Source organism: Streptomyces sp. NPDC088730 (assembly GCF_044751215.1).
Taxonomy (GTDB): Bacteria; Actinomycetota; Actinomycetes; order Streptomycetales; family Streptomycetaceae; genus Streptomyces.
The window spans coordinates 186,157-206,962 of the sequence record NZ_JBIVLK010000011.1 but is presented as its reverse complement, the minus strand read 5'-3'; the positions used below and the strand labels follow the sequence as shown (position 1 = coordinate 206,962).

The 20,806-nt window shown below is 70.4% G+C and carries 18 protein-coding genes; 6 read left to right on the top strand and 12 right to left on the bottom strand.

What is annotated here, in order from left to right:
• Nucleotides 1–3: 3 nt before the first annotated feature.
• On the bottom strand, nt 4–1,071 hold the full coding sequence (locus ACIP89_RS28145; RefSeq protein WP_402117394.1) for an ATP-dependent DNA ligase: 1,068 nt from the start codon (nt 1,069–1,071) through the stop codon (nt 4–6).
• A gap of 97 nt (nt 1,072–1,168) precedes the next feature.
• On the opposite strand from ACIP89_RS28145, the gene ligD reads away from it, so the two are divergent.
• Nucleotides 1,169–2,179 (top strand): non-homologous end-joining DNA ligase, encoded by a 1,011-nt coding sequence (gene ligD / locus ACIP89_RS28140; protein ID WP_402117428.1) that lies wholly within the window; start codon nt 1,169–1,171, stop codon nt 2,177–2,179.
• Nucleotides 2,176–3,294, top strand: a complete 1,119-nt coding sequence (locus ACIP89_RS28135) for an ABC transporter permease (protein ID WP_402117392.1) — start codon at nt 2,176–2,178, stop codon at nt 3,292–3,294. Before ligD ends, ACIP89_RS28135 begins: the two co-directional genes overlap by 4 nt.
• A 20-nt stretch (nt 3,295–3,314) precedes the next feature.
• Here the strand turns inward: ACIP89_RS28135 and ACIP89_RS28130 are convergent, their stop codons facing one another.
• On the bottom strand, nt 3,315–5,558 hold the full coding sequence (locus ACIP89_RS28130) for an OmpL47-type beta-barrel domain-containing protein (protein ID WP_402117391.1): 2,244 nt from the start codon (nt 5,556–5,558) through the stop codon (nt 3,315–3,317).
• Nucleotides 5,555–8,044 carry a ThuA domain-containing protein gene (locus tag ACIP89_RS28125; protein ID WP_402117389.1) on the bottom strand — a complete coding sequence of 830 codons (2,490 nt, stop codon included), beginning with the start codon at nt 8,042–8,044 and terminating at the stop codon, nt 5,555–5,557. The genes ACIP89_RS28130 and ACIP89_RS28125 overlap by 4 nt, the downstream gene beginning before the upstream one ends.
• Before the next feature lie 263 nt (nt 8,045–8,307).
• Here ACIP89_RS28125 and ACIP89_RS28120 point away from each other — a divergent pair, with 263 nt between their 5' ends.
• The gene (locus ACIP89_RS28120; RefSeq protein ID WP_402117387.1) at nt 8,308–9,378 is read left to right on the top strand and encodes a multicopper oxidase domain-containing protein; all 1,071 of its coding nucleotides are present in this window, start codon (nt 8,308–8,310) and stop codon (nt 9,376–9,378) included.
• Nucleotides 9,379–9,426: 48 nt separating this feature from the next.
• Here the strand turns inward: ACIP89_RS28120 and ACIP89_RS28115 are convergent, their stop codons facing one another.
• Both ACIP89_RS28115 and ACIP89_RS28110 read right to left on the bottom strand, forming a co-directional pair.
• The gene (locus ACIP89_RS28115; protein ID WP_402117386.1) at nt 9,427–10,155 is read right to left on the bottom strand and encodes a restriction endonuclease; all 729 of its coding nucleotides are present in this window, start codon (nt 10,153–10,155) and stop codon (nt 9,427–9,429) included.
• A gap of 178 nt (nt 10,156–10,333) precedes the next feature.
• A complete protein-coding gene (locus ACIP89_RS28110) occupies nt 10,334–12,583 on the bottom strand; it encodes a DEAD/DEAH box helicase (protein WP_402117385.1) in 2,250 nt (749 codons plus the stop codon).
• A 184-nt stretch (nt 12,584–12,767) separates the two neighbouring features.
• Between ACIP89_RS28110 and ACIP89_RS28105 the strand changes: the two genes are divergently transcribed.
• Together ACIP89_RS28105 and ACIP89_RS28100 are read left to right on the top strand one after the other, a co-directional pair.
• On the top strand, nt 12,768–13,553 hold the full coding sequence (locus tag ACIP89_RS28105) for a VOC family protein (protein ID WP_401925409.1): 786 nt from the start codon (nt 12,768–12,770) through the stop codon (nt 13,551–13,553).
• Nucleotides 13,554–13,636: 83 nt separating this feature from the next.
• Complete coding sequence (locus ACIP89_RS28100; protein ID WP_024490309.1) at nt 13,637–13,891, top strand: WhiB family transcriptional regulator; 255 nt, start codon at nt 13,637–13,639, stop codon at nt 13,889–13,891.
• Nucleotides 13,892–13,963: 72 nt separating this feature from the next.
• Here the strand turns inward: ACIP89_RS28100 and ACIP89_RS28095 are convergent, their stop codons facing one another.
• The 4 genes from ACIP89_RS28095 to ACIP89_RS28080 all read right to left on the bottom strand — a co-directional run bounded on the left by ACIP89_RS28095 (nt 13,964) and on the right by ACIP89_RS28080 (nt 17,281).
• Entirely contained in the window at nt 13,964–14,881 is a 918-nt protein-coding gene (locus tag ACIP89_RS28095) for a chitosanase (RefSeq protein WP_401927889.1), read from the bottom strand.
• Between the two features lie 94 nt (nt 14,882–14,975).
• Nucleotides 14,976–15,950: an acyl-ACP desaturase gene (locus tag ACIP89_RS28090; protein WP_401927636.1), complete on the bottom strand. Its 975-nt coding sequence runs from the start codon at nt 15,948–15,950 to the stop codon at nt 14,976–14,978.
• 278 nt (nt 15,951–16,228) lie between these two features.
• On the bottom strand, nt 16,229–16,420 hold the full coding sequence (locus ACIP89_RS28085) for a hypothetical protein (RefSeq protein ID WP_401925405.1): 192 nt from the start codon (nt 16,418–16,420) through the stop codon (nt 16,229–16,231).
• Nucleotides 16,421–16,429: 9 nt separating this feature from the next.
• The gene (locus ACIP89_RS28080) at nt 16,430–17,281 is read right to left on the bottom strand and encodes a helix-turn-helix domain-containing protein (RefSeq protein WP_402117383.1); all 852 of its coding nucleotides are present in this window, start codon (nt 17,279–17,281) and stop codon (nt 16,430–16,432) included.
• Between the two features lie 154 nt (nt 17,282–17,435).
• On the opposite strand from ACIP89_RS28080, the gene ACIP89_RS28075 reads away from it, so the two are divergent.
• Nucleotides 17,436–17,909 (top strand): ATP-binding protein, encoded by a 474-nt coding sequence (locus ACIP89_RS28075; RefSeq protein ID WP_402117382.1) that lies wholly within the window; start codon nt 17,436–17,438, stop codon nt 17,907–17,909.
• A 45-nt stretch (nt 17,910–17,954) separates the two neighbouring features.
• Here ACIP89_RS28075 and ACIP89_RS28070 read toward each other — a convergent pair whose 3' ends face one another.
• The 3 genes from ACIP89_RS28070 to ACIP89_RS28060 form a co-directional block, all read right to left on the bottom strand.
• Entirely contained in the window at nt 17,955–19,586 is a 1,632-nt protein-coding gene (locus tag ACIP89_RS28070) for an ABC-F family ATP-binding cassette domain-containing protein (RefSeq protein ID WP_402117381.1), read from the bottom strand.
• Nucleotides 19,587–19,877: 291 nt separating this feature from the next.
• Nucleotides 19,878–20,294: an SsgA family sporulation/cell division regulator gene (locus ACIP89_RS28065; RefSeq protein ID WP_401925397.1), complete on the bottom strand. Its 417-nt coding sequence runs from the start codon at nt 20,292–20,294 to the stop codon at nt 19,878–19,880.
• A 125-nt stretch (nt 20,295–20,419) separates the two neighbouring features.
• Nucleotides 20,420–20,713 (bottom strand): YciI family protein, encoded by a 294-nt coding sequence (locus ACIP89_RS28060; RefSeq protein WP_402117379.1) that lies wholly within the window; start codon nt 20,711–20,713, stop codon nt 20,420–20,422.
• Nucleotides 20,714–20,806 lie beyond the last annotated feature (93 nt).

The following is a 20,806-nucleotide window of genomic DNA, read 5'->3' as shown; positions in this document are numbered from 1 at the left end:
CGTTCAGCCGCCACCGGCAGACAGCACCGAGGCGAGGTCGTACCGCACCACCTCTTCCAGCTGCTCGTACGTGCAGCTGCCGGGGGCGCGGTCCGGCCGCCACCGGCGGAACTGGGCCGTGTGCCGGAACCGGTCACCCTCCATGTGGTCGTACGCCACCTCGCAGACCCGCTCCGGGCGCACCGGCACCCACGACTGGTCCTTCTTCCCGGACCACCGGCTCGGGGTGCCGGGCAGCCGGGCGTGCTCGTGCGCCTCCGCGTCCTGCCAGGCCCCCCAGGGATGGCCGGCGAAATCGGTGACCAGGGGCTCCAGTTCCGCGACGAGCTCCGCGCGGCGCTTCATCGGGAAGGCCGCGCACACCCCCACGTGCTGGAGGGCGCCCGCCCCGTCGTACAGACCGAGCAGCAGGGATCCGACGACCGGGCCGCTCTTGTGGTGGCGGTAGCCCGCCACCACGCAGTCGGCGGTCCGCTCGTGCTTGATCTTGTACATCACCCGGGTGTCCGGCCGGTAGGGCAGGTCGAGCGGTTTGGCGACGATCCCGTCGAGACCCGCCCCCTCGTACCGTTCGAACCACTCCTGGGCGACGGCCGGATCGGTGGTCGCCGGGGCGAGGTGGACGGGGGCGGAGGCGGCGGACAGCGCGGCCTCCAGCACCCTTCTCCGGTCAGCCTGCCGCGTACCCAGCAGCGAGTCGTCGCCCACCGCGAGGATGTCGAAGGCGACCAGCGAGGCCGGGGTCTGCTCGGCCAGCAGCCGCACCCGGGAGTCCGCGGGGTGGATGCGCTCGCTGAGCCGCTCGAAGTCGAGCCGGCCCCCGTACGCGATCACGATCTCGCCGTCGATCACACAGCGCTCCGGCAGGTTGTCCCGGACCGCCGTGACCAGCTCGGGGAAGTAGCGGGTGAGCGGCTTCCCGGTGCGGCTGCCGATCACCACCTCGTCGCCGTCCCGGTGCACGATCGCCCGGAAGCCGTCCCATTTGGCCTCGTAACTCATCCCCGGCGGGATCCGGGAGACGGACTTGGCGAGCATCGGCTTCACGGGCGGCATCACCGGCAGGTCCATGGACCGATTGTGGACCGTCCAGCGGCTGGAGTCTCCCGATATGCGGCATATGTGCGTCCGGCCTACCGTGGCCGACATGGCAGCAGCGGTCAAAGCGGTGGAGCTGGACGCGGGCGGACGGCCCGTCCGGCTGTCCAGTCCGGACAAGGTCTACTTCCCGGAGAAGGGTTACACCAAGAGGGACGTGGCCGAGTACTTCCTGGCCGTGGGGCCGGGCATCACCCGCGCCCTGCGCGACCGGCCGACCACCCTCCAGCGCTTCGTGGACGGGGTCGAGGGCGAGTTCTTCTACCAGAAGCGGGCCCCGAAGAACCTCCCCGAATGGATTCCCACGGCCCGCATCGCCTTCCCCAGCGGCCGCCCGGCCGACGAGATCTGCCCCACGGAGGTGGCCGCCGTCATCTGGGCCGCCAACCTCGGGACGCTCACCTTCCACCCCTGGCCGGTCCGTGGCGCCGACACCGACCACCCCGACGAGATGCGCATCGACCTCGACCCCCAGCCGGGCACCGGTTACGCCGACGCGGTGCGGGCCGCCCACGAGCTGCGCTCCGTACTGGACGACCACGGGCTGCGCGGCTGGCCCAAGACCTCCGGCGGCCGGGGCATCCACGTCTTCGTCCCGATCGAGCCCCGCTGGACGTTCACCGAGGTCCGGCGGGCGACCATCGCGGCCGGCCGCGAGCTGGAGCGCCGGATGCCGGAGCGGGTCACCACCGCCTGGTGGAAGGAGGAGCGCGGCGAGCGGATCTTCGTCGACTTCAACCAGACCGCCCGGGACCGCACGATCGCCTCCGCCTACTCCGTCCGCCCCCGCCCGCACGCCCCGGTCTCGGCGCCGCTGCGCTGGGAGGAGATCGACGACGCGGAGCCGCGCGACTTCGACATCCGGACCATGCCGGTCCGGTACGCGGAAGCGGGTGACGTGCACGCGGACATGGACGAGCACGCCTTCCGGCTCGACCGGCTGCTGGAGCTCGCGGAGCGCGACGAGAGGGAGCGCGGGCTCGGCGACATGCCTTACCCGCCGGAGTACCCCAAGATGCCCGGCGAACCCAAGCGGGTCCAGCCGAGCCGCGCCCGGCACGACGGGGCCGGTGACGCATGAGCACGCCCGACGAGCCGAGCCCGCCGGAATCCGTCCCCGGGCCGACCGGGCCGGAGACGAGGCCGCCGCACGGAGCGCACGGCCGGCCGCTGACCCGGGGCCAGAAGTGGACGACGTACAAGGAGTCGCCCTACTTCCCGGCGACCGTCCTCCTCCTCATCCTCGCGGCCGCCGCCGGGCTCTTCGCCGGTTCCTACACCTACGCGATGGCCAATCCGACCCCGCACCGGATCCCGGCCGCCGTGGTCAGCCTCCAGGAGACGGCCCGCGGCAAGGCGTTCGTCACCGCGATGGACGAGGCGCTCGACGCCTCCCTCGACGTCCACCGGTACGACACCGCCGCCGAGGCGCGCGAGGCCCTGGAGGAACAGCAGGTCTTCGCGATCGTGCGGCCCGGCAGAGCGGGGGTGGCCCTCGACGTGGCCGGCGCCTCGGGCGCGGCCGTCGCCCAGCTGCTCGCGGAGTCCGCGGTGAAGGTGGGGGACAAGCTCGAAGTGCCCGTCTCCGTCACGGACGTCAAACCGCTCCAGAAGGGCGACCCGCGCGGGCTCGCGCTCTTCTACATCTCGCTCGCGGCCGTGATCGTCGGCTTCGTCGGCTCCATCCAGCTGAGCGTGCACGCCAGGGGCCTGATCCCGCTGGAACGGATCGCGTTCACCGTCGCCTACTCGATGCTCGGCGCCTTCTCCATCGCCGCGGTGGTGGACTGGCTGCTGGGCGCCGTCCATCTGCCCTTCGCCGAGTCCTGGGCGATCCTGGCGTTCACGATGTTCACCTCCGGCATGGTCTTCACCATGTTCAACACCATGATGGGGCGCTGGGCCATGCTCCCGACCTGGGGCCTGATGGTGATTCTGGGGAACCCGTCCTCCGGCGGAGCCGTGTCCTGGCCGCTGCTGCCCTCACTGCTCGGTCACATCGGGCGCTGGCTGCCGCCGGGCGCCTCGGTCAACGCCCAGCACACCGCCGTCTACTACCAGGGGCACCAGCGGCTCTTCCCGTTCCTGGTGCTCGCGGCCTGGGCCCTGGGCTCCTGCACGGTCTTCTGGGTATGGCGCCACCGGCACCCAGGAGGCCGCGACCACATGCCTCAGCATGCGGCCGCGGCCACCTGAATCGCTCCCGGCCGTACTGCCTAGAGCTCCTGGATCCGGATGTCCCGGTAGGAGATCACGTCCGAGGTGCTGTGGACCTGGAGACCGATGTAGCCGGAGGCGTACCGCCGGCCGTCGGTGCCCGGGTCGTCGCCCCGCGGCGGTTCGAAGGACTGACCGCCGTTGTTGTCGAACTCATTGAGCAGGACACCGTTGCGGTAGATCGAGTAGTGCTGGTCCACCACCCGGATCTCGTAGTCGTTCCAGGTGCCCTTGGGGGTGACCCCGGCGCCGCCGAGACCGACCCGGTCGAATCCGTAGACCGAACCCGTCTTGTACATGTCGCCGTCCGGCCGGTCGTTGATCTGGATCTCATGGCCGTACTTGATGGCGACCCACTCCGGATTCGGCTCCTCCGGGTTGTCGTGGACGTTCGGGAACCGCACGAACACACCGCCGTTGGCGTTGCCCGTGCCCGGGGCGTCGTCCCGGAACTGGAGCTTCAGCGAGAAGTCACCGTACTGCCGGCCCGGGAGCCACAGCATGCCCATGCCGTCCACCGTGGTGGAGCTGTTGAGCGAGCCGTCCTCCTCGTTCAGCGAGAACTGCCCGCCGCCGACCTGCTGCCACTTGGCGAAGGACTCCGCCGTGCCGTCGAAGAGCTTGTGGTAGCCCTCGTCCTGGCCCGGCTTGCCGATCCCCGACTGCTTGGCCGCCTTGTAGATCTTCTTGACCTCGCGGGCGTCGACCACCCCGGCGGTGAGCAGCTGGTCGAGGACCTTGTCGACGTGCTTGAGGAACAGCGCGTGCGACGACCAGTCCTTCTCGTCCTCGATCAGCTCGTTGATCGTGCAGCGGTTGCCGGTGATCCGGTTGGGGACCCCGGTGTCGACGGTGCCCACGATGACGGTGAGCCGTTCGTCGAACTCCGGGCAGTTGGGCGCCGGCACGCCGCCGCTCTGTGCGACGGTGAACGACGTCCGCTTCGCCTCCGAGGTGTTGCCCGCCTTGTCCGTGGCCCGGTGGGCGACGGTGTGGTAGCCGACGCGGTCGACGATGACCGTGGCGGTGTAGGCGAGGTAGGGGCCGCCGTCGAGGGAGTACTCGACCTTGTCCACCCCGGTGTCCGCGTCGGTCGCGGTGACCGTCACCTTGGCGCTGGTGAGGTAGGCGCCGTCGGAGTTCTTGTCGCCCGCGACCTTCGCGGAGGTCTCCGGCGGCGTGGTGTCCTTCGTCGGCGGCTCGACGACGGTGAACTCCACCGCCTGCTCGGCGGCGGCGTTGCCCGCCTTGTCCGTCGCGCGGTACCGGATCTTCTGCGCGCCGGGCTCGTGCACCATCACGGGGCCGGTGTACGGCTGCCAGGCGCCGTCCGCGCCGACCGCGTACTCGATGGTGTTGACGCCGGACCCGGTGTCGGAGGCGGTCACGGTGACCGTCGCCATGCCCAGGTACTGCCCCTGGTCGTCCTTCTCGCCGGAGACGGTCGCGGAGGTCTCCGGCGGTGTGGTGTCGTCCGTCGGCGGGGCGGCGACGGTGAACTCCGCCGTCTTCTCGGCGGCGGCGTTGCCCGCCTTGTCGGTCGCGCGGTAGCGGATGGCGTGCGCGCCGACCTCGTCCACGACGACGGGCACGGTGTACGGCTGCCACTCGCCGTCGGCACCGACCGCGAACTCGACGGTGTCGACGCCCGATCCCTCGTCGGTGGCGGAGACGGTGACCGTCGCGGAGCCGATGTAGGCGCCGTCGGCGTTCTTGTCGCCGTCGACCTTGGCCGAGGTCTCGGGTGCGGTCGTGTCGTCCTCGCCGCCGCCCCCGTCGGTCACGGTCAGGATGCCCTGCATCGCCTCGTGCCCCGGCATCGTGCAGTGGTAGAAGTACCGGCCGGGGGTGAGCGTGACCTCCGCGGTCTGCTTGCCGCCCTGGTCGTCGCCCGGGTTGGCCAGCAGGTTCAGCGGGACGTCGTTGTTGAACTCCGGGTCCGAGACGCTGAAGGTCAGCGTGTGCGGCATCCCGCTGGTGTTCCCGGTCCCCTCACTGTTCTCGAAGACGATGGTCGCCTTGCCGGCCACCGCCGTCTTCGGCGCGGACAGGTAGTGGTCGATGGGGTTGCCGGCCGTCCAGGTGAGCACCTGGTCGGCCGCCGCGGCGCCGGCCGGGGCGGTGGTACGCCCGTAGGCCGCCGTCGAGGTCAGTCCCAGCACCATCAGGAACGACCCCAGCAGGGCGAGCCACAGCCGGGCGGGCCGTGACCGCCTTCGGAAGAAGATCGAACGGTGTCTCACTGCACTGCCGCCTTCCTGGCCAGGTCCTTGACGGCCGGGGTCGGTGCGCCGCCCTTGTACGTCACGCGCCACAGCGCGGACTTGGAGTCGGAGGTGAAGAAACCGCGCCCGTAGTCCAGGACGTACAGCGAACCGTCCGGGGCGAACTTCCAGTCCATCAGGTTGCGGATGCCGTCCGCGCCGACCGGGATGATCTCCTTGAGGGACTCGGCGTGCGTGGGCAGTCCGCCCTTGCCGACCGTCTTCGGGTCGGTGAGCACGGCGTGCCGCGGCTGGGTGTCGTCGTAGAAGTCACCGACGAACCACTTGCCGTCCCAGTAGGACGGCCACTTGTCGGCGCCGGCCTTCTCGTCGTACCGGTAGACCGGGCCGTTCATCGTGGCCTGGCCGCCGCCCTTGAGCCAGGGCAGCAGCTCCTTCTGGTCCTCGACCTTGTAGCTCGGGATGCCGTTCTCGTCGCGCGGGTAGTCCACGCCACCGCCCTGCGGCGAGTACCAGATGGTGTTCGACGTGATCGGCGGCAGGTTCACCAGACCGTCGTTGTTCGGGGACTCGTTCTTGGGGTGGTCGCAGTCGTACCAGCCGAGCGGCTTGCTCGGATCGGGCAGATTGCGGTCCCGGTAGGGCTGCTTGTTGCCCATGCAGTACGGCCAGCCGTGGTTGCCCGCCTTGGTGATCGCGGCGAACGTGTCGTACTTGGCCGGGCCCCAGGTGGTGCTCGGCTCGCCCGCGTCGGGGCCGACCCAGCCCGCGTACAGCGTGTCGGTCGACTTGTCGATCGAGATCCTCGCCGGGTTGCGCACCCCCATCACGTAGATCTCGCCACGGGTCTTGCCGCCGCCCTCGTCCGGCTCCTTGCCGGTGAAGAGGTTGCCGGCGGGCAGGGTGTAGGTGCCGTCGTCCTCGGGGTGGATCCGCAGGATCTTGCCGTTGAGGTTGTTCGTGTTGCCCGCGGTGCGCCGGGCATCGGAGAACGAGACGCCCTTGTAGTTCGGCTCCGGGTTGTTGCCCGAGTAACCGTCGCTGAACTGCGAGGAGTTGTTGTCACCGACCGCGATGTACAGGTTGCCCTTGGAGTCCCAGGCCATACCGCCGCCCGCGTGGCAGCAGCTGTGGATCTGGACCGGCCAGTGCAGCAGCACCTTCTCCGAGGAGAGGTCCAGCTTGTTCGTGGCCGGATCCATCGTGAACCTGGAGACCTGACGGACCGCCATCTGCTTGTCGCGGTCGATCTTGTCGTGGGGTGTGTAGTGCAGGTACACCCAGCCGTTCTTCTCGAAGTCCGGGTCGAGCTCGATACCGAGCAGACCCTCCTCGACCTTGACCAGTTCGTCGCCGCCGCCCTTGTTGCCGAAGACCGTCAGCTCTCCGGCGAGGGTGACCTTCTTGGTCTCCGGGTCGTAGACGTGGATCTGGCCCAGGCCCTTGCCGACGTTCGGGTCCTTCCAGTCGGTGACGACGGGCACGCTGCTGTCGGCGCCGCCGCGGCCGATGTACAGCACGCGTCCGTCGGGGGCGGTCACCAGCCCGTGCGGCTCACCGATCTGGTCGTTCTTGCCGGGCTGGTTGGGCTGGGTGACCCGCTCCGCCTTGTAGTTGGAGGTGATCGTCGCCTTGCAGTCGGCCTGCGAGATCCGGGTCGTCCAGTCGAGCGCGCCGCGCAGGTGGTCGCGGAAGTCGGCCTCCGCGAAGCTGTCGGCCGTACCGCCCATCGCGGTGTAGAAGGACCGGCCGCCGTCGTAGTCGCGGCACCAGGAGACCGGGTGGTCCCAGCCGTTGGCACTGGCTCCCGGCTTGTACGTGATCTCCCGCACGCGCGCCACGGTGTGCACGTCGCCGGACGGGTTCTCCTTCCAGTTCAGCCACTTGTCGGGACGCTTCCACTCCAGCGGAAGGTTCTTGGTGGCCGGGTGCTGCCGGTCCCCGATCTCCACCGTCGCACGCTGCACGGCGGTGGGGCTGTCGGCCGCCGGGCGGGCACCGACCAGACCGGTGAACCAGTCGGAGTACGGCTCGGTGCGCGCCGCGTCGTGGATGCCCAGGAAGCCGCCGCCGGCCTCCATGTACGCCTCGAGACCGGCCTCCTGCTCCGGATCCAGGACGTCGCCGCCACCCGTCAGGAAGACGACGGCGTTGTACTTGCCGAGCTGCTTGCCGTTGGTGAAGACGGCGGGGTCGTCACTGGCCACGGTCTTGAAGCGGCCCGCCTCCGGACCGGTGAGCCCGATCTTCTCGATCGCCGCGATACCGGCGTCGACCGTCGGGGACTCGTCGGACGCGGAGGCGTGGAAGACCAGCACCTTCACGTTCGCGCCGCCGGGCGGCGTCGGCAGGGACAACGTTGTCGCCATGGACTCGTGCGGTCCGGGATACGGCCTGGCACTGGCGGCATTGCCGCCGAGCAGGGATGCGGTCAGTGCGCCGGCCGCTACGGCCGCCGCAAGTCCACGTCGCGATCTGGACCTGTGATGTGGTGTGCGCTGCATGTGGTCACCCACCCCTCGTTGGTCACTTCAACAGCGCATGAAGCTAGACCTCTTTTCGCGACTCGCCAATAGCTATGGCAGCAATCGCACGAACTTTGTCCTTAGTGTGGATAAACGAAGATCCCCGGGCTACGGTATGGCCCGTCCCCGAGGCCCACCCGTGCCCGGCGGCGTTGACCGCCATGACCTGCGTACCTCTGTGCCGCGTGCCGTAGTTGCCTTGGGTTTCTCCGCAACACCCGTCCGAAAGTGGGGAGTTCGACATGGATCGACGTAGCTTCAACCGGCGGATTCTGATGGGCGGCGGGGTGGCGGCGGCGACCGGGGTGACATCGTTGTCCCTCGGCGCGATCGAGGCCACCTCCGCCGAGAACCCGCCCCGCACGGCGCCGGCGGGAGGCGTGGTCCGCCACCTCAAGATGTACGCGGAGAAGCTGCCGGACGGGCAGATGGGGTACGGCTTCGAGAAGGGCAAGGCGTCGATCCCCGGTCCCCTCATCGAGATCAACGAGGGCGACACGCTGCACATCGAGTTCGAGAACACGATGGACGTGGCGGCCAGCCTCCACGCGCACGGCGTCGACTACGACATCGCGAGCGACGGCACCCGGATGAACAAGAGCATCGTCGAACCGGGCGAGACCCGTACCTACACCTGGCGCACCCACGCCCCGGGCCGGCGGAAGGACGGCACCTGGCAGGCGGGCAGCGCGGGTTACTGGCACTACCACGACCACGTCGTCGGTACCGATCACGGCACGGGCGGCATCCGAAAGGGGCTGTACGGTCCGGTGATCGTCCGGCGCAAGGGCGACATCCTGCCGGACAAGACGATCACGATCGTCTTCAACGACATGCTGATCAACAACAAGCCCGCCGACAAGAGCCCCGACTTCGAGACCACGGTGGGGGACCGGCTCGAAGTCGTCATGATCACGCACGGCGAGTACTACCACACGTTCCATGTCCACGGTCACCGCTGGGCGGACAACCGCACGGGCCTGCTCAGCGGCCCCGACGACCCGACCCGGGTCATCGACACGAAGATCGTCGGTCCGGCGGACTCGTTCGGCTTCCAGGTCATCGCCGGCGAACACGTGGGCGCGGGCGCGTGGATGTACCACTGCCATGTGCAGAGCCACTCCGACATGGGCATGGCCGGGATGCTGCTGGTCGCCAAGGCCGACGGGACGGTGCCGGGGCACGGGGCGCACTCGATGTCCTCGCACGACGCGAAGAGCCCGGACGCGGAGACTCCGGACGCGAAGAGCCCGGACGCGAAGACCTCCGGCTCCAAGGCATCGGAGAAGGCCATGTCGCATGGCAGCCATTGACGGCTGAGGGGACCGGCCCGCGCGCCCCCCGAGCGGGCCGTGGACGGCTCAGGACAGGCGGTCGGCCTTGCGCGGCGGCGGGACGGCCCCGAGCAGCTTCCACAGCGGACGGGAGCCGGACGCCCACGCCGCGAGGGTGTGCCGGTCGACGACGTGCAGCCGCTGCTGTCCGGCGAAGGCCACGGCCGGTGCGGTCACCCTGCCGTTCGTCACGATCACCGCGATGTCGGCGCCGTGCACCTGGCGGGCGGTGCCGTTGAGGACCTGGAGATCCGGTGTCCCCACCGCCGATCCGGCCAGGCCGTCGCGCCGGTGTTTGCACTGGATCACCCAGCGGCGCCCGTAGGGGTCGGTGGCCTTCACATCGGCGCCCAGGTCTCCGCCGCCACCGACGCGCAGCGCGTCCCGGCAGCCGTCGCGGCGCATCAGGTCCCGGACGACGTCCTCGAACCGGGTGTGGTGCAGGGCGTCCAGCTGGGCCAGCCCGTACCGCAGGCCCTGCGCGCGGACCGCCTCCCACCGGGCGTTCTGCCGCCGCCGGTGGAGCAGGACGCCGCCGGTCAGCAGCGCGATCGTGCCGAGGGTCAGCAGGACCCACCAGTGGGCCAGCAGCCAGTTGACCAGCGCCACCGCCGCGACGGCGGCCAGGACCACGGCCACGAGGCGGCCGGTCAGCCGGTCGTCCGTGCGCCGGCTCCGCCTCCCGGGCCCGCCGGTACGGCGCCGTACCGGCGGGCGCCTGCTCGTCGCCCGGCCTCTGCGCGACCGGGGGCTCATCGCTCGGACCGCGTGATCAACAGCAACTGCCGGACCTCCCACCAGAACACGGACGTTCCCGGAGAGCAGCGGACGCCGGTCCGAGCTCCTGACTTGTTTAGCCCGGTCCCGCGGCTGCCGTGACCGGGTTGCCGGTGAATGGCAGTAAAACGATGCCCTGGCCGAATCGCCGCAGTCGTCAGGAACCGTCCCCCGCGTCCACGCCCGCCTCCACCTCCCTCTCCGCCGCGGCCCCCGCCTCCGTCCTCGGCTCCACGGCGAGGCGCTGCTGTTCCTCCTCGACGATGCGGCGGGCCAGCGAGCCGTCCGACACGTCCACGGCGTCCGGTGTCGTCTCCGCGACATCGCTGCGCCGCGCGTAGGCGTCGAACAGCCGTTCCTTGCGGGCCAGGATGTCCAGCATGCGTTCGTCGACGCTGTCCGCCACGAGCAGCCGGTGCACCTGGACCGTGCGTATCTGGCCCATCCGATGGGCGCGGGCCACCGCCTGGTGCTCCATCGTCGGCTTGATCTGCGGCTCGCAGAGGATGACGACCGAAGCGGCCTGCATGTTGAGCCCGATCCCGCCGGCCTGGATCTGGCTCAGCAGGACCGCGTGGCCGTCGGCCGCCGTGAAGGTGTCGATCATCTCCTGACGCCGGGCGGCCGGCACGCTCCCGGACACGGGGCCGAACACCTCCTCGCCCAGGGCCTGGCGGACCGTCTCCAGCACCTCACGGAAGTACGAGAACACCACGACCTTCAGCCCGTTGCCCGCCGCCTCCGCGACCAGCTCGCGCAGCCGGTTCAGCTTCGCGGAGGCGGCCGGGGCGGCGTACGCGGCCCGGCGCATCCGCATGAACTGCCCGGCGGCCACCGCCTCCCGGTAGGCCAGCAGGTCGGCCTCGCTGAACTCCTCCCACTCGTCGACCTGCACCAGCGCCGGGAGTTCGGTGAGGACGTCGCGCTGGTTGCGGCGCAGATAGGCGGGGGCGACGGCACGGCGGAACGCCCGGGATCCGGCGGCGCCGTGGCTGGTGCTGATCAACGGGGCCAGCTCGGGCTGGAGCTGGCTGACGAGGCTGCGGAACTCCGCCACCCGGTTCTCCATCGGCGTGCCGGTCAGGAACAGCACCCGCTCGGTCCGCTGCGACCAGCCGGACACCGCCCGGGAGCGCCGGGTGGCGGGATTCTTGACGTAGTGCGCCTCGTCGACCACGAGCATGCCGGGCCGTATGCCGCAGTCGGCCGCGACGGGCAGGCTGTGCAGGGCGTCGTACGTGGTGAGGGCGACCCCGCCGCCCTCACGCCACTGCGCGAACGCGTCCTGCCGGTCTGGACCGTGCACCGGCAGCACCCGCAGTGTCGAGCGGGACCTGACCTCCCGGGTCCAGTTGATCAGCACGCTCGCCGGGCAGACGACCAGGAAGTGGGTCTCGCCCCGGGCCGCGAGATGGGCCAGCGCGGCGATGGCCTGGACCGTCTTGCCGAGCCCCATCTCGTCGCCGAGGATCACCCGCTTCTGCGCGAGCGCGAACCGGGCTCCGAAGGACTGGTAGCCGCGCAACGACACCCGCAGCCGGGCGTCGTCCAGCCGCAGACCGCGCACCCGGTCGGCGATCCCCGAGGGCAGGAACCCCTCGGCCGCGTCCCGGTCCGGTCCGGTGCCGGACATCTCGGCGAGCAGGCTGTAGTACTCGGCGGAGCGCACCTCGAAGTCGACCCAGGCCGCGATCGGGGAGTCCGGAACGCGCAGCAGATCGGCCGAGACCTGCCCGAACAGCAGCGGGAGTTCACGCTCCCGCGCATCGGCCAGCACCGCGCGGGCGGCGGCGACGGCGGCCAGTGCCCGCGTCCGGGCCGGCCGCCGGGTGAAGACCATCCGCAGCCGCCCCCGCGCGGGCGCCGCCGTGACGAGCAGCGGATCCAGCCGCTCGGCCAGCCCGCGGGCGCCGTCCACCGCCCGCCGGACGTCCGGCCCCGCCTCTACCAGCCGGTACAAGGCCGTGACCAGGGCGGTCGTGGCCTCGTCCGGGGATTCGACCGCTATCCGCACCGTGACCGTGTCCCGTACGGCGTGGGCGATCTGGCCCGCCGCGGCAAGCGCCTGGTCGGCGGTCTGCGCACCGACGCCGGGGATCTGGCGGAGCTCGTAGCGGCTGGCTCCGTGCACCTGCCCGACGGTGGTGAAACCGGCCTGCTCGATCGCGCCGATCCGCAGCCGGCCCTCGGTGACGTCCTTGAGCCGGGACGCCGGGATGGCCGACAGCTCGCCCCGGACGAGCGCGTCGAGCAGGGGGTCCAGGGCGGCGCGCACGGCGTCTACGGCACGGCCGTGATCGGCCAGCACCGCCCGTGCCGCGCCCAGCAGCTCCCCGGCCCGCGCGAGCAGCTCCCTGGCCGCCCGCCCGGTCGTCGCCCCGCCCTCCGTGGACCCGGCCTCAGTCATGTACGTCCTCTGTCCCGCAGCCTCACCGCCGCTCCGCCCGGCAGCCGTCCGGAGCGATTCGTATCGTCCCATGCGCGGCTGACAGCGGGCCGACGGACTGCGGTTGTCAGTGCCCGGTGCAAGACTCGGACACATCAGGAGAAACCCTGTTTGTACGAGGACGGGACCACTGAAGGAGCGCACCATGCTCACCACCCGTTTTGTCGACGGAGCCCCCAACTGGCTGGATCTCGGCACCCCGGATCTCGATGGGGCCGCGGCCTTCTACACCGCCCTCTTCGGCTGGGGGTACGAGGCCGGAGGCCCCGAGACCGGTGGCTACGGCATGTTCACGCTCGACGGGAAGTCGGTCGGGGGCGTGATGACCGTCCCGGAGGAGCAGGCGAAGACATCCTGGTCGGTGTACTTCCAGTCGGCGGACACCGATGCCACCGCGCGGCTCGTGGAGAAGTCCGGCGGTTCTGTGCCGTTCGCGCCGATGGACGTGCTGGAGTTCGGCCGGATGGGCGGGTTCACCGACCGGGGCGGGGCGTACTTCGGCGTCTGGCAGCCGAAGCGGCTCCCGGGACTCGGAGCCGTGGGGGACACCGGCAGCCTGTGCTGGGCGGAGCTGTACACGCCGGACGTTCCGGCCGCCGCGGCGTTCTACGCCGCCGTCTTCGGCTGGGAGAGCAGCCAGGTGCCCTACCCGGAAGGCGGCGGATCGTACACACTGGTCCGGACCGGAGGCGGCGGCGAGGAGGCCGGCTTCGGCGGGCTCGTCCCGCTCGACGCCGTACCGGTCAGGGCGGTCGTGGGCCCGCACTGGCTGCCGTACATCGAGGTCGACGACTGCGACGCCACGGTGGCGGAGGTCGAGCGGCTGGGCGGGAAACTGACGCTGGAGCCGCTGGAGATGGACGGCGTGGGCAGGTTCGCCAACGTCACCGATCCCTACGGTGCGCCGTTCGCCGTGATCAAGAGCGCGTAGCCGTCCGCCGGGACCGGCGGACCTGACGGGTGGTTGATGCATCGTTGATCAGTCGTTTATCGCGGCAGGGCACTGTGTGCGGCATGCTGATCAACACCCCGACCGACCCCGCTCTCGCCTGGCAGGAGACAGCGCTGTGCGCGCAAGCGGGGCCCGAGTTCTTCTTTCCCGCCCCCGGCAGCTCCACCCGGGAGGCCAAGCAGCTCTGCAACGCCTGCGAAGGGCGCGTGGCCTGCCTTGAGTACGCCCTCGACAACGACGAGCGCTTCGGCGTGTGGGGCGGCCTCTCGGAGAAGGAGCGGGACCGGCTGCGCAGAGCGGGGCGCGACCGGGCGTGACCGCCGGCGCCGGGCCGGCGGCCCGGCCCCGGCCGGTCACCCGGTGCGGTGCGCCGTGTCAGGGCGCCCGTGTCAGGACGCGACGTGGAAGGTCTCGCCGTACATCTTCCAGGTCAGCGGCGGTTTCAGCGCCAGGTTGCCGTCGTACAGGAACTCCCGCTGCGCCGTGTCGATGCGCGAGGTGTCGTGCTGGTTCCTCTTCGACTTCATCACGGCTCGCGCGGCGTCCAGGAACGCGTCCAGATAGGTCTTCTCGTCCCCGCCCTCGTCGACCGTGTCGGCCTCGGCGAGTGCCGCCTTCCGGATTCCGTAGAAGGCGTCCGGTTCCGTTCCGGGGCCCTGGAGCACCATGGCGTCGAAGTAGATGAACTGGCCCAGGGTGCCGAGCCCGTCCAGTTTGGCCAGCCGCACGGCGGGCTCGAAGTACTGCTTGTCCCTGACCCGGTCCTGCGCGGCACGGAACACCGGATCCTCGGCCGACTTCTTCCACGCGGCGGTGAAGCCGGGGTCCAGGCCCTTGTGCGAGCCGGTGCCGTCCACCTCGCGCAGAGCGGGGAGGTACGGCTTCAGCGGGCTGTCCGGGTGGTCCTTGGCGAACGCCTCGACGAACGTGAGCATGTCGTGCGTTCCGGAGCAGAATCCGACGGTCCCGGCCGTGTAGCCGGTGCCGTCGCCGTTGTCGTCGATCATGCCGTACTGGCTGCGCCAGTCCAGCGTCGAGCTCTCCGAGGTGGCCAGCAGCTTCCAGGCCAGTTCGCGTCCGGCCGGTGCGGCCAGCCCGGCCGGCATCGCCTTCACCCGCTCGTCCAGCTGCCGGCGCCCCTCGTCGTCCGCGGCGGCGTACGGGTCCGGGCCCACGGCCGAGTCGGCCGGGTCCGCCGCAGCGGCGGCGGGGGAGTCCGCGGGCGGCTCGGGGTCGTCGCCGCCACCGTTGAAGACGATGGAGGCGGCGATGGCCACCGGCGCGGCGAGGAGAACTAAACGCGTCACAGGTTTCACCGGCAACAGCGTACGGTCCGCGGGCCGGCGGTGAGGGCTCATTGCGCCCTGCGGTGACGGGTCACCGCAGGGCGGAACAGAGGCGTCAGGCCTGGGCGCGGGCGGCCATCCGCTCCTTGCGGGCGGCCAGCTTCGCGTCGAACTTCGACGCCTCGCTGTCCAGCCCGTTCATGTACAGGCCGAGCTCCTCCTGCGCCTTCAGACCCTCCGGGCCGAGCCCGTCGATGTCCAGCACCTTCAGGTAGCGCAGCACCGGCTGGATGACGTCGTCGTGGTGGATGCGCATGTTGTAGATCTCGCCGATCGCCATCTGCGCGGCGGCCCGCTCGAAGCCGGGCATGCCGTGGCCGGGCATCCGGAAGTTCACGACGACGTCGCGCACGGACTGCATGGTCAGGTCCGGTGCGAGCTCGAAGGCCGCGCCCAGGAGGTTGCGGTAGAACACCATGTGCAGGTTCTCGTCGGTCGCGATCCGGGCCAGCATCCGGTCACAGACCGGGTCGCCCGACTGGTGGCCGGTGTTCCGGTGGGAGACCCGGGTGGCCAGCTCCTGGAAGGCGACATAGGCCACCGAGTGCAGCATCGAGTGGCGGTTGTCGGACTCGAAGCCCTCCGCCATGTGTGCCATCCGGAACTGCTCCAGCTTGTCCGGGTCGACGGCGCGCGACGTGAGCAGGTAGTCGCGCATCACGATGCCGTGCCGGCCCTCCTCGGCCGTCCAGCGGTGCACCCAGGTGCCCCAGGCGCCGTCGCGGCCGAAGAGCGAGGCGATCTCGTGGTGGTAGCTGGGGAGGTTGTCCTCGGTCAGCAGGTTCACGACCAGGGCGACCTTGCCGATGTCGGTGACCTTGGACTGCTCGGACTCCCAGGCCTGGCCGTCCTCGAAGACGCCGGGGAAATTCCGGCCGTCGGAGAACGGCACGTACTCGTGCGGCATCCAGTCCTTGGCGACCTTGAGATGGCGGTTGAGTTCCTTCTCCACCACCTCTTCCAGCGCGTACAGCAGTTGGGCGTCAGTCCACGCCTGTGAACTGCCGAGGTGGGGAGAGGTGATCGTCACGGGGAGCTCCTGGGGACGGGAGAATTACCTACGGCTTCGTAGGTTACGAGACCGTAGGTTAAAGCGGCGGTAAGGCCGGAGCCAAGCCCGTCCGGGCGATACCCGGTTACGTTGTGTCATATTCGCAGTTCAGGTGGGTGTGCGGAGGGTCGGGAACGCCGCTGAGGAGGGCGCTCAGACAGGGATGCGGCCGGGCCCGGTCCCCGGTGGCGGTGCGCTCTGAACAGTCGGCGTACTCGGAGCGCGGGCGCACGGGGGACTCGGCCGGTCGGTCGGGGTCAGAGCAGATGGTCCGCCGCGCCGGACTTCACCGCGAAGATCAGTGCTCGCAGCGCCTCCGTGGAGTCACTGACGTAGGCGGCGGTGTCGGTGGTGGAGCCGATGTAGGCGCGGCCCTGGTCGTCCAGTCCGAAACGGAAGCAGTTCGCCCCCTCGCTGCAGAACGCTTCGTCCCAGCTGATCTCGTTCATGGTCTCTCCTTAGAGGTCCTTGGCTATGCACCGGATGAAATCGCGTGATTCCGCGATGGGCAGTGCGAGCGTACGAAGCCGCTGCAACAGGCCTCGGTAGCGCCGGAGTTGCATGTCGGCGTCGAGCAGCATCGAGCCGTGCGAGGAATCGAGCTGCACGGTATCGAGCTGGGGCACCGCCGCGCCGACATAAGTGAAGGACTGCCCGGCGCCGGGGAATCCGCCGGCCGCGAACGGGATCACCCGGACGGTGGTCCGGTCCCGTTCGGACTGGCCGAGGATGTGGTCCAGCTGTGCCTCCGTGACCTTCGGGCCGCCGAACTGCATCCGGAGGGCGGCCTCGTGGATCACCGCCTCGTACAGGGGCGGGCGGTCCCGTTCGAGCACCTCCTGGCGGCGCAGCCGCAGCGAGAGCCGGGCCATCAGGTCGGGGCGGGGCAGCTGGGGGTCGGCGGTGTCGAAGACCGCCCGCGCGTGTTCCTCCGTCTGCAGCAGGCCGGGGATGTGCGTGGTGGTCGCGGTGTTCAACTCGACCGCGTGGAATTCGAGTTCGGCGATGTCCAGCAGGCTGGGCAGCAGGAGTCCGCGATGCTCCTCCCACCACCCCCTGGCCCGCTCCTGCGCCATCTCGGCCAGGAGGTCCACGAGCCCCGTGTCCGGACAGCCGTAGTTGAAGGCGAGGGTGCGGACCCGCTCGGCGCTGATGCCGAACCTGCCCGACTCGATGTTGGGGATCCGGGTGCGGTCGACGCCGAGCAGTGCGGCGGCCTGCTGTGCCGTCATGCCGGACTGTTCGCGCAGCTTGCGCAGTTCGTGCCCGAGGCGCTGCTGCCGGGCGGTCGGGGTGCTCCTGGGAGGCACGGTGTGTGTCCTTCCGGGTGTGGGGAGTCAGTGAAATGACCGGAACCACACAAGTAGTAGCACTGTGCTCCACTTGTGGGCTACGGTCGGTAGCGTAAGTCTCACACGGGGCGACCATGCCTCTGTGTGACCGTCGCCACATGAACCGGGAACCGTGAGTACTTTGATGAAGGGCGCACTGCGTTGCCTCCCCGCCCTCGCCCCCGCCGGGCCTCATCCGCCGAAAGCGGACAATCTGAGCTATTCGTTCGCTCTGCCCGGTGGCGCCTTCTGCGCCGGTCTCGCCCGTCGGGTCGTCAGTGACCTGCTCACCCGGCACGACCTCGCGGAACTCCGCGACACGGCGGTGCTCGCCACCTCCGAACTGGTCGCCGTCGCCTACCGGTTCACTCCGGACCGGGAGATGCTGCTGCGGATCCACTGGCAGTTCGACGCGCTGCGGATCGTCCTCTACGACCAGCACCCGTGCCACGGAACGCCCGAGAGGGCCGAGGAGTGCAGGGAGCGCCGCAGCGCCGACATGTGGCTGCTGGCGGCCGCGGTCGAGGCGCACGGCGGGGACTGGGGGCTCGCCCCCGCGCTGACCGCCACCGGCGGCTCGAAGACCTGGGCGTTACTCCACCTCTAGCCCCGCACGGTCCCGCCCCGTGCCCCCGTACCGCCTCCCCGTACCTCACATGCTCGCGCGAACCTCCTCCGCCGTGGTGTCCCGCAGCCCGCCGTCGAGCAGCAGCCAGCGCGTGATCCCGAGCGACTCCAGGAACGGCACGTCGTGACTCGCCACGATGAGCGCTCCCTCGTACGCCGCCAGCGCGGCCGTCAGCCGGCGCACGCTCGACAGGTCCAGGTTGTTCGTCGGTTCGTCCAGCATCAGCAGCTGAGGAGCCGGCTCCGCGAGCAGCAGCGCGGCCAGAGCCGCACGGAACCGCTCCCCGCCCGACAGCGTTCCCGCGAGCCGGTCGGACCGTGCCCCCTTGAACAGAAAGCGTGCCAGCCTCGCCCTGATGGCGTTGTCCGTGGCGTCCGGTGCGAACCGCGCCACGTTCTCCACCACGCTCAGCCCGTCGTCGAGCACGTCCAGCCGCTGCGGCAGGAACCGCGTCGGGACCTCCACCGCGGCCTCCCCGGACACCGGCGCCAGCTCACCGACGAGCGTCCGCAGCAGCGTGGTCTTGCCCGCCCCGTTCCGCCCCACCAGTGCGATGCGCTCGGGACCGCGCACCTCGAACGAGCCCTGGACCCGGGCCCCGTGGGCCAGTTCCAGATCGCGCAGCACCAGCACGCCACGGCCCGGATGGACCTTGGTGCGCGGGAGCTCGACCCGGATCTCGTCGTCGTCACGCACCGACTCCTCCGCGGCGTCCAGGCGCTCCCTCGCCTCGGCCAGCCGCTCGGTGTGCATGATGCGGTGCTTGCCCGCGGACTCCTGCGCGGCGCGCTTGCGGGCGCCCATGACTACCTTCGGCTCACGCTTCTGGTCGTTCATCTTCTGCCCGTAGCGCTTGCGCCGGGCCAGCTTGACCTGAGCGTCCGCGAGTTCGCGCTTCTGCCGGTGCACGTCGGCCTCCGCGACCCGCACCATGCGCTCGGCCGCCTCCTGTTCCACGGCGAGCGCCTCCTCGTACGCCGAGAGGTTTCCGCCGTACCAGGTGACCTCCGAACCCCGCAGATCGGCGATCTGATCGACGCGGTCCAGGAGTTCCCGGTCGTGACTGACGACGACCAGCACCCCGCTCCACGCCTCGACCGCGGCGTACAGGCGCTGCCGGGCGTACAGGTCCAGGTTGTTCGTCGGCTCGTCGAGCAGCAGCACGTCCGGCCGGGCCAGCAGCAGCGCGGCCAGCCGCAGCAGCACGCACTCCCCGCCGGAGACCTCACCGATCGTCCGGTCGAGCCCGATGTGTCCGAGGCCGAGCTGGTCGAGCGTGGCGCGGGCCCGCTCCTCCACGTCCCAGTCGTCGCCGACGGCCGCGAACCGCTCCTCGCCGACGTCGCCCGCCTCGATGGCGTGCAGCGCCTCACGGGCCGCGGCGATGCCCAGGGCCGCGTCGACCCGCAGCGCGGTGTCCAGGGTCAGGTTCTGCGGCAGGTACCCGACCTCGCCCGTGGCCGTGATCCGGCCCTCGGCCGGGGTGAGGTCCCCGGCGATCAGCCGCAGCAGGGTCGACTTGCCGGCGCCGTTGACGCCGATGAGGCCCGTACGGCCGGGCCCCACGGTCAGCTGGAAGCCGTCGAACACCTCGCTGCCGTCGGGCCAGGCGAAGGACAGCGAGGAGCAGGTGATGTGTGCGAGCGGAACTGACATGAGGGAATCTCCCGGTTGCGAGGAAGGTCAGGGGCAACGGGATGAGACACCGGTCACTGGCGTTCCACGGAAGGATTCCGGGGGTGTGGAGGAAGGCCCTGGTCACGGAGGACGGCTCGGAGAGCTGAGGTCACACTCGGGCACGCGGGCATGTACGGACATGGCACGGCGTGCGACACGGTGTCTCAAGACCTCAGACGAGCAACGTCCTACTCCGATCGGCGACGACAAGGACACCGCAGACGCTACGCCCGGCCCCGGGGGACCGGCAATCGAATTACGGCAGACGGATCAACAGGGGCCGTCGAGCAGATCCGTCAGGCTCCGGTCCAGGTCCAGGAACCGGTGCTCCGCGCCGACGGGCACCAGCTGCTGGACCCGGCGCAGGAACCGGCGCAGCTCCGCGGTGCGCACGTGCACCATCGCGACGCCCTCCGGGGCGTGGAACTCCAGCACCGTACGGTCGTACCCGAAGGGCCTGATCCGTACGTCACCCAGCCCCGCCGGTACGTCCATGCCCTCCGCGAGCAGCTCCCGGGAGAACTCCCAGGACACCTCGGTGCCCTCCAGCGTCGCGGGTGCGGGGAAGGCCATGCGGATCGCGAACGGGTCCGTGCGGTCGTAACTCAGGAGGGCGGGAAGCGTCTCCATCCGCGGTGCGGACGCCACCATGCGGGCCTGTACGGACTGCTCGATAACGATGGACAAGACCTGCTCCCTCTCGCGACCGGATGAACGGGTTCCCGGCACTGATACAGACGAGGGATGCCGCCGATCCGTGCACCGGGACACCGCGTGAGCTGCGTCACCGCCCGCCGGGCCCGGGTGCGCGGTCACACCTGCTGGCGGTGGGGCGCGAGGACGTCCGACGTCCTGGTCGCGATGAACTCCGTGATCCGGTACACGCAGACACCGTGCACGGCGAACGGATCGGTCGCCGCGAGCCGCTCGATCTCGGCCCGGTCCTCCCCGACCGCGAGGATCACTCCGCCGTCCCGCGGGTTCTTGCGTCCGGAGGCGATGAAGACCCCGGCCGCGTACTGCGTGTCGAGCCAGCCGGCGTGATCCTTCATCAGCGCGTCGACACGGTTCAGCGGGGCGGCGTAGGAAAGCTCAAGTACGAACATGATCTCCAGGCTACGGGAGCGGCGGGGTGGCTGCGGGAGGCCGGGGATCCCTTCCCCCCGGCCGTCACGCGCCGGGCAGATCCTAAGCTGGTC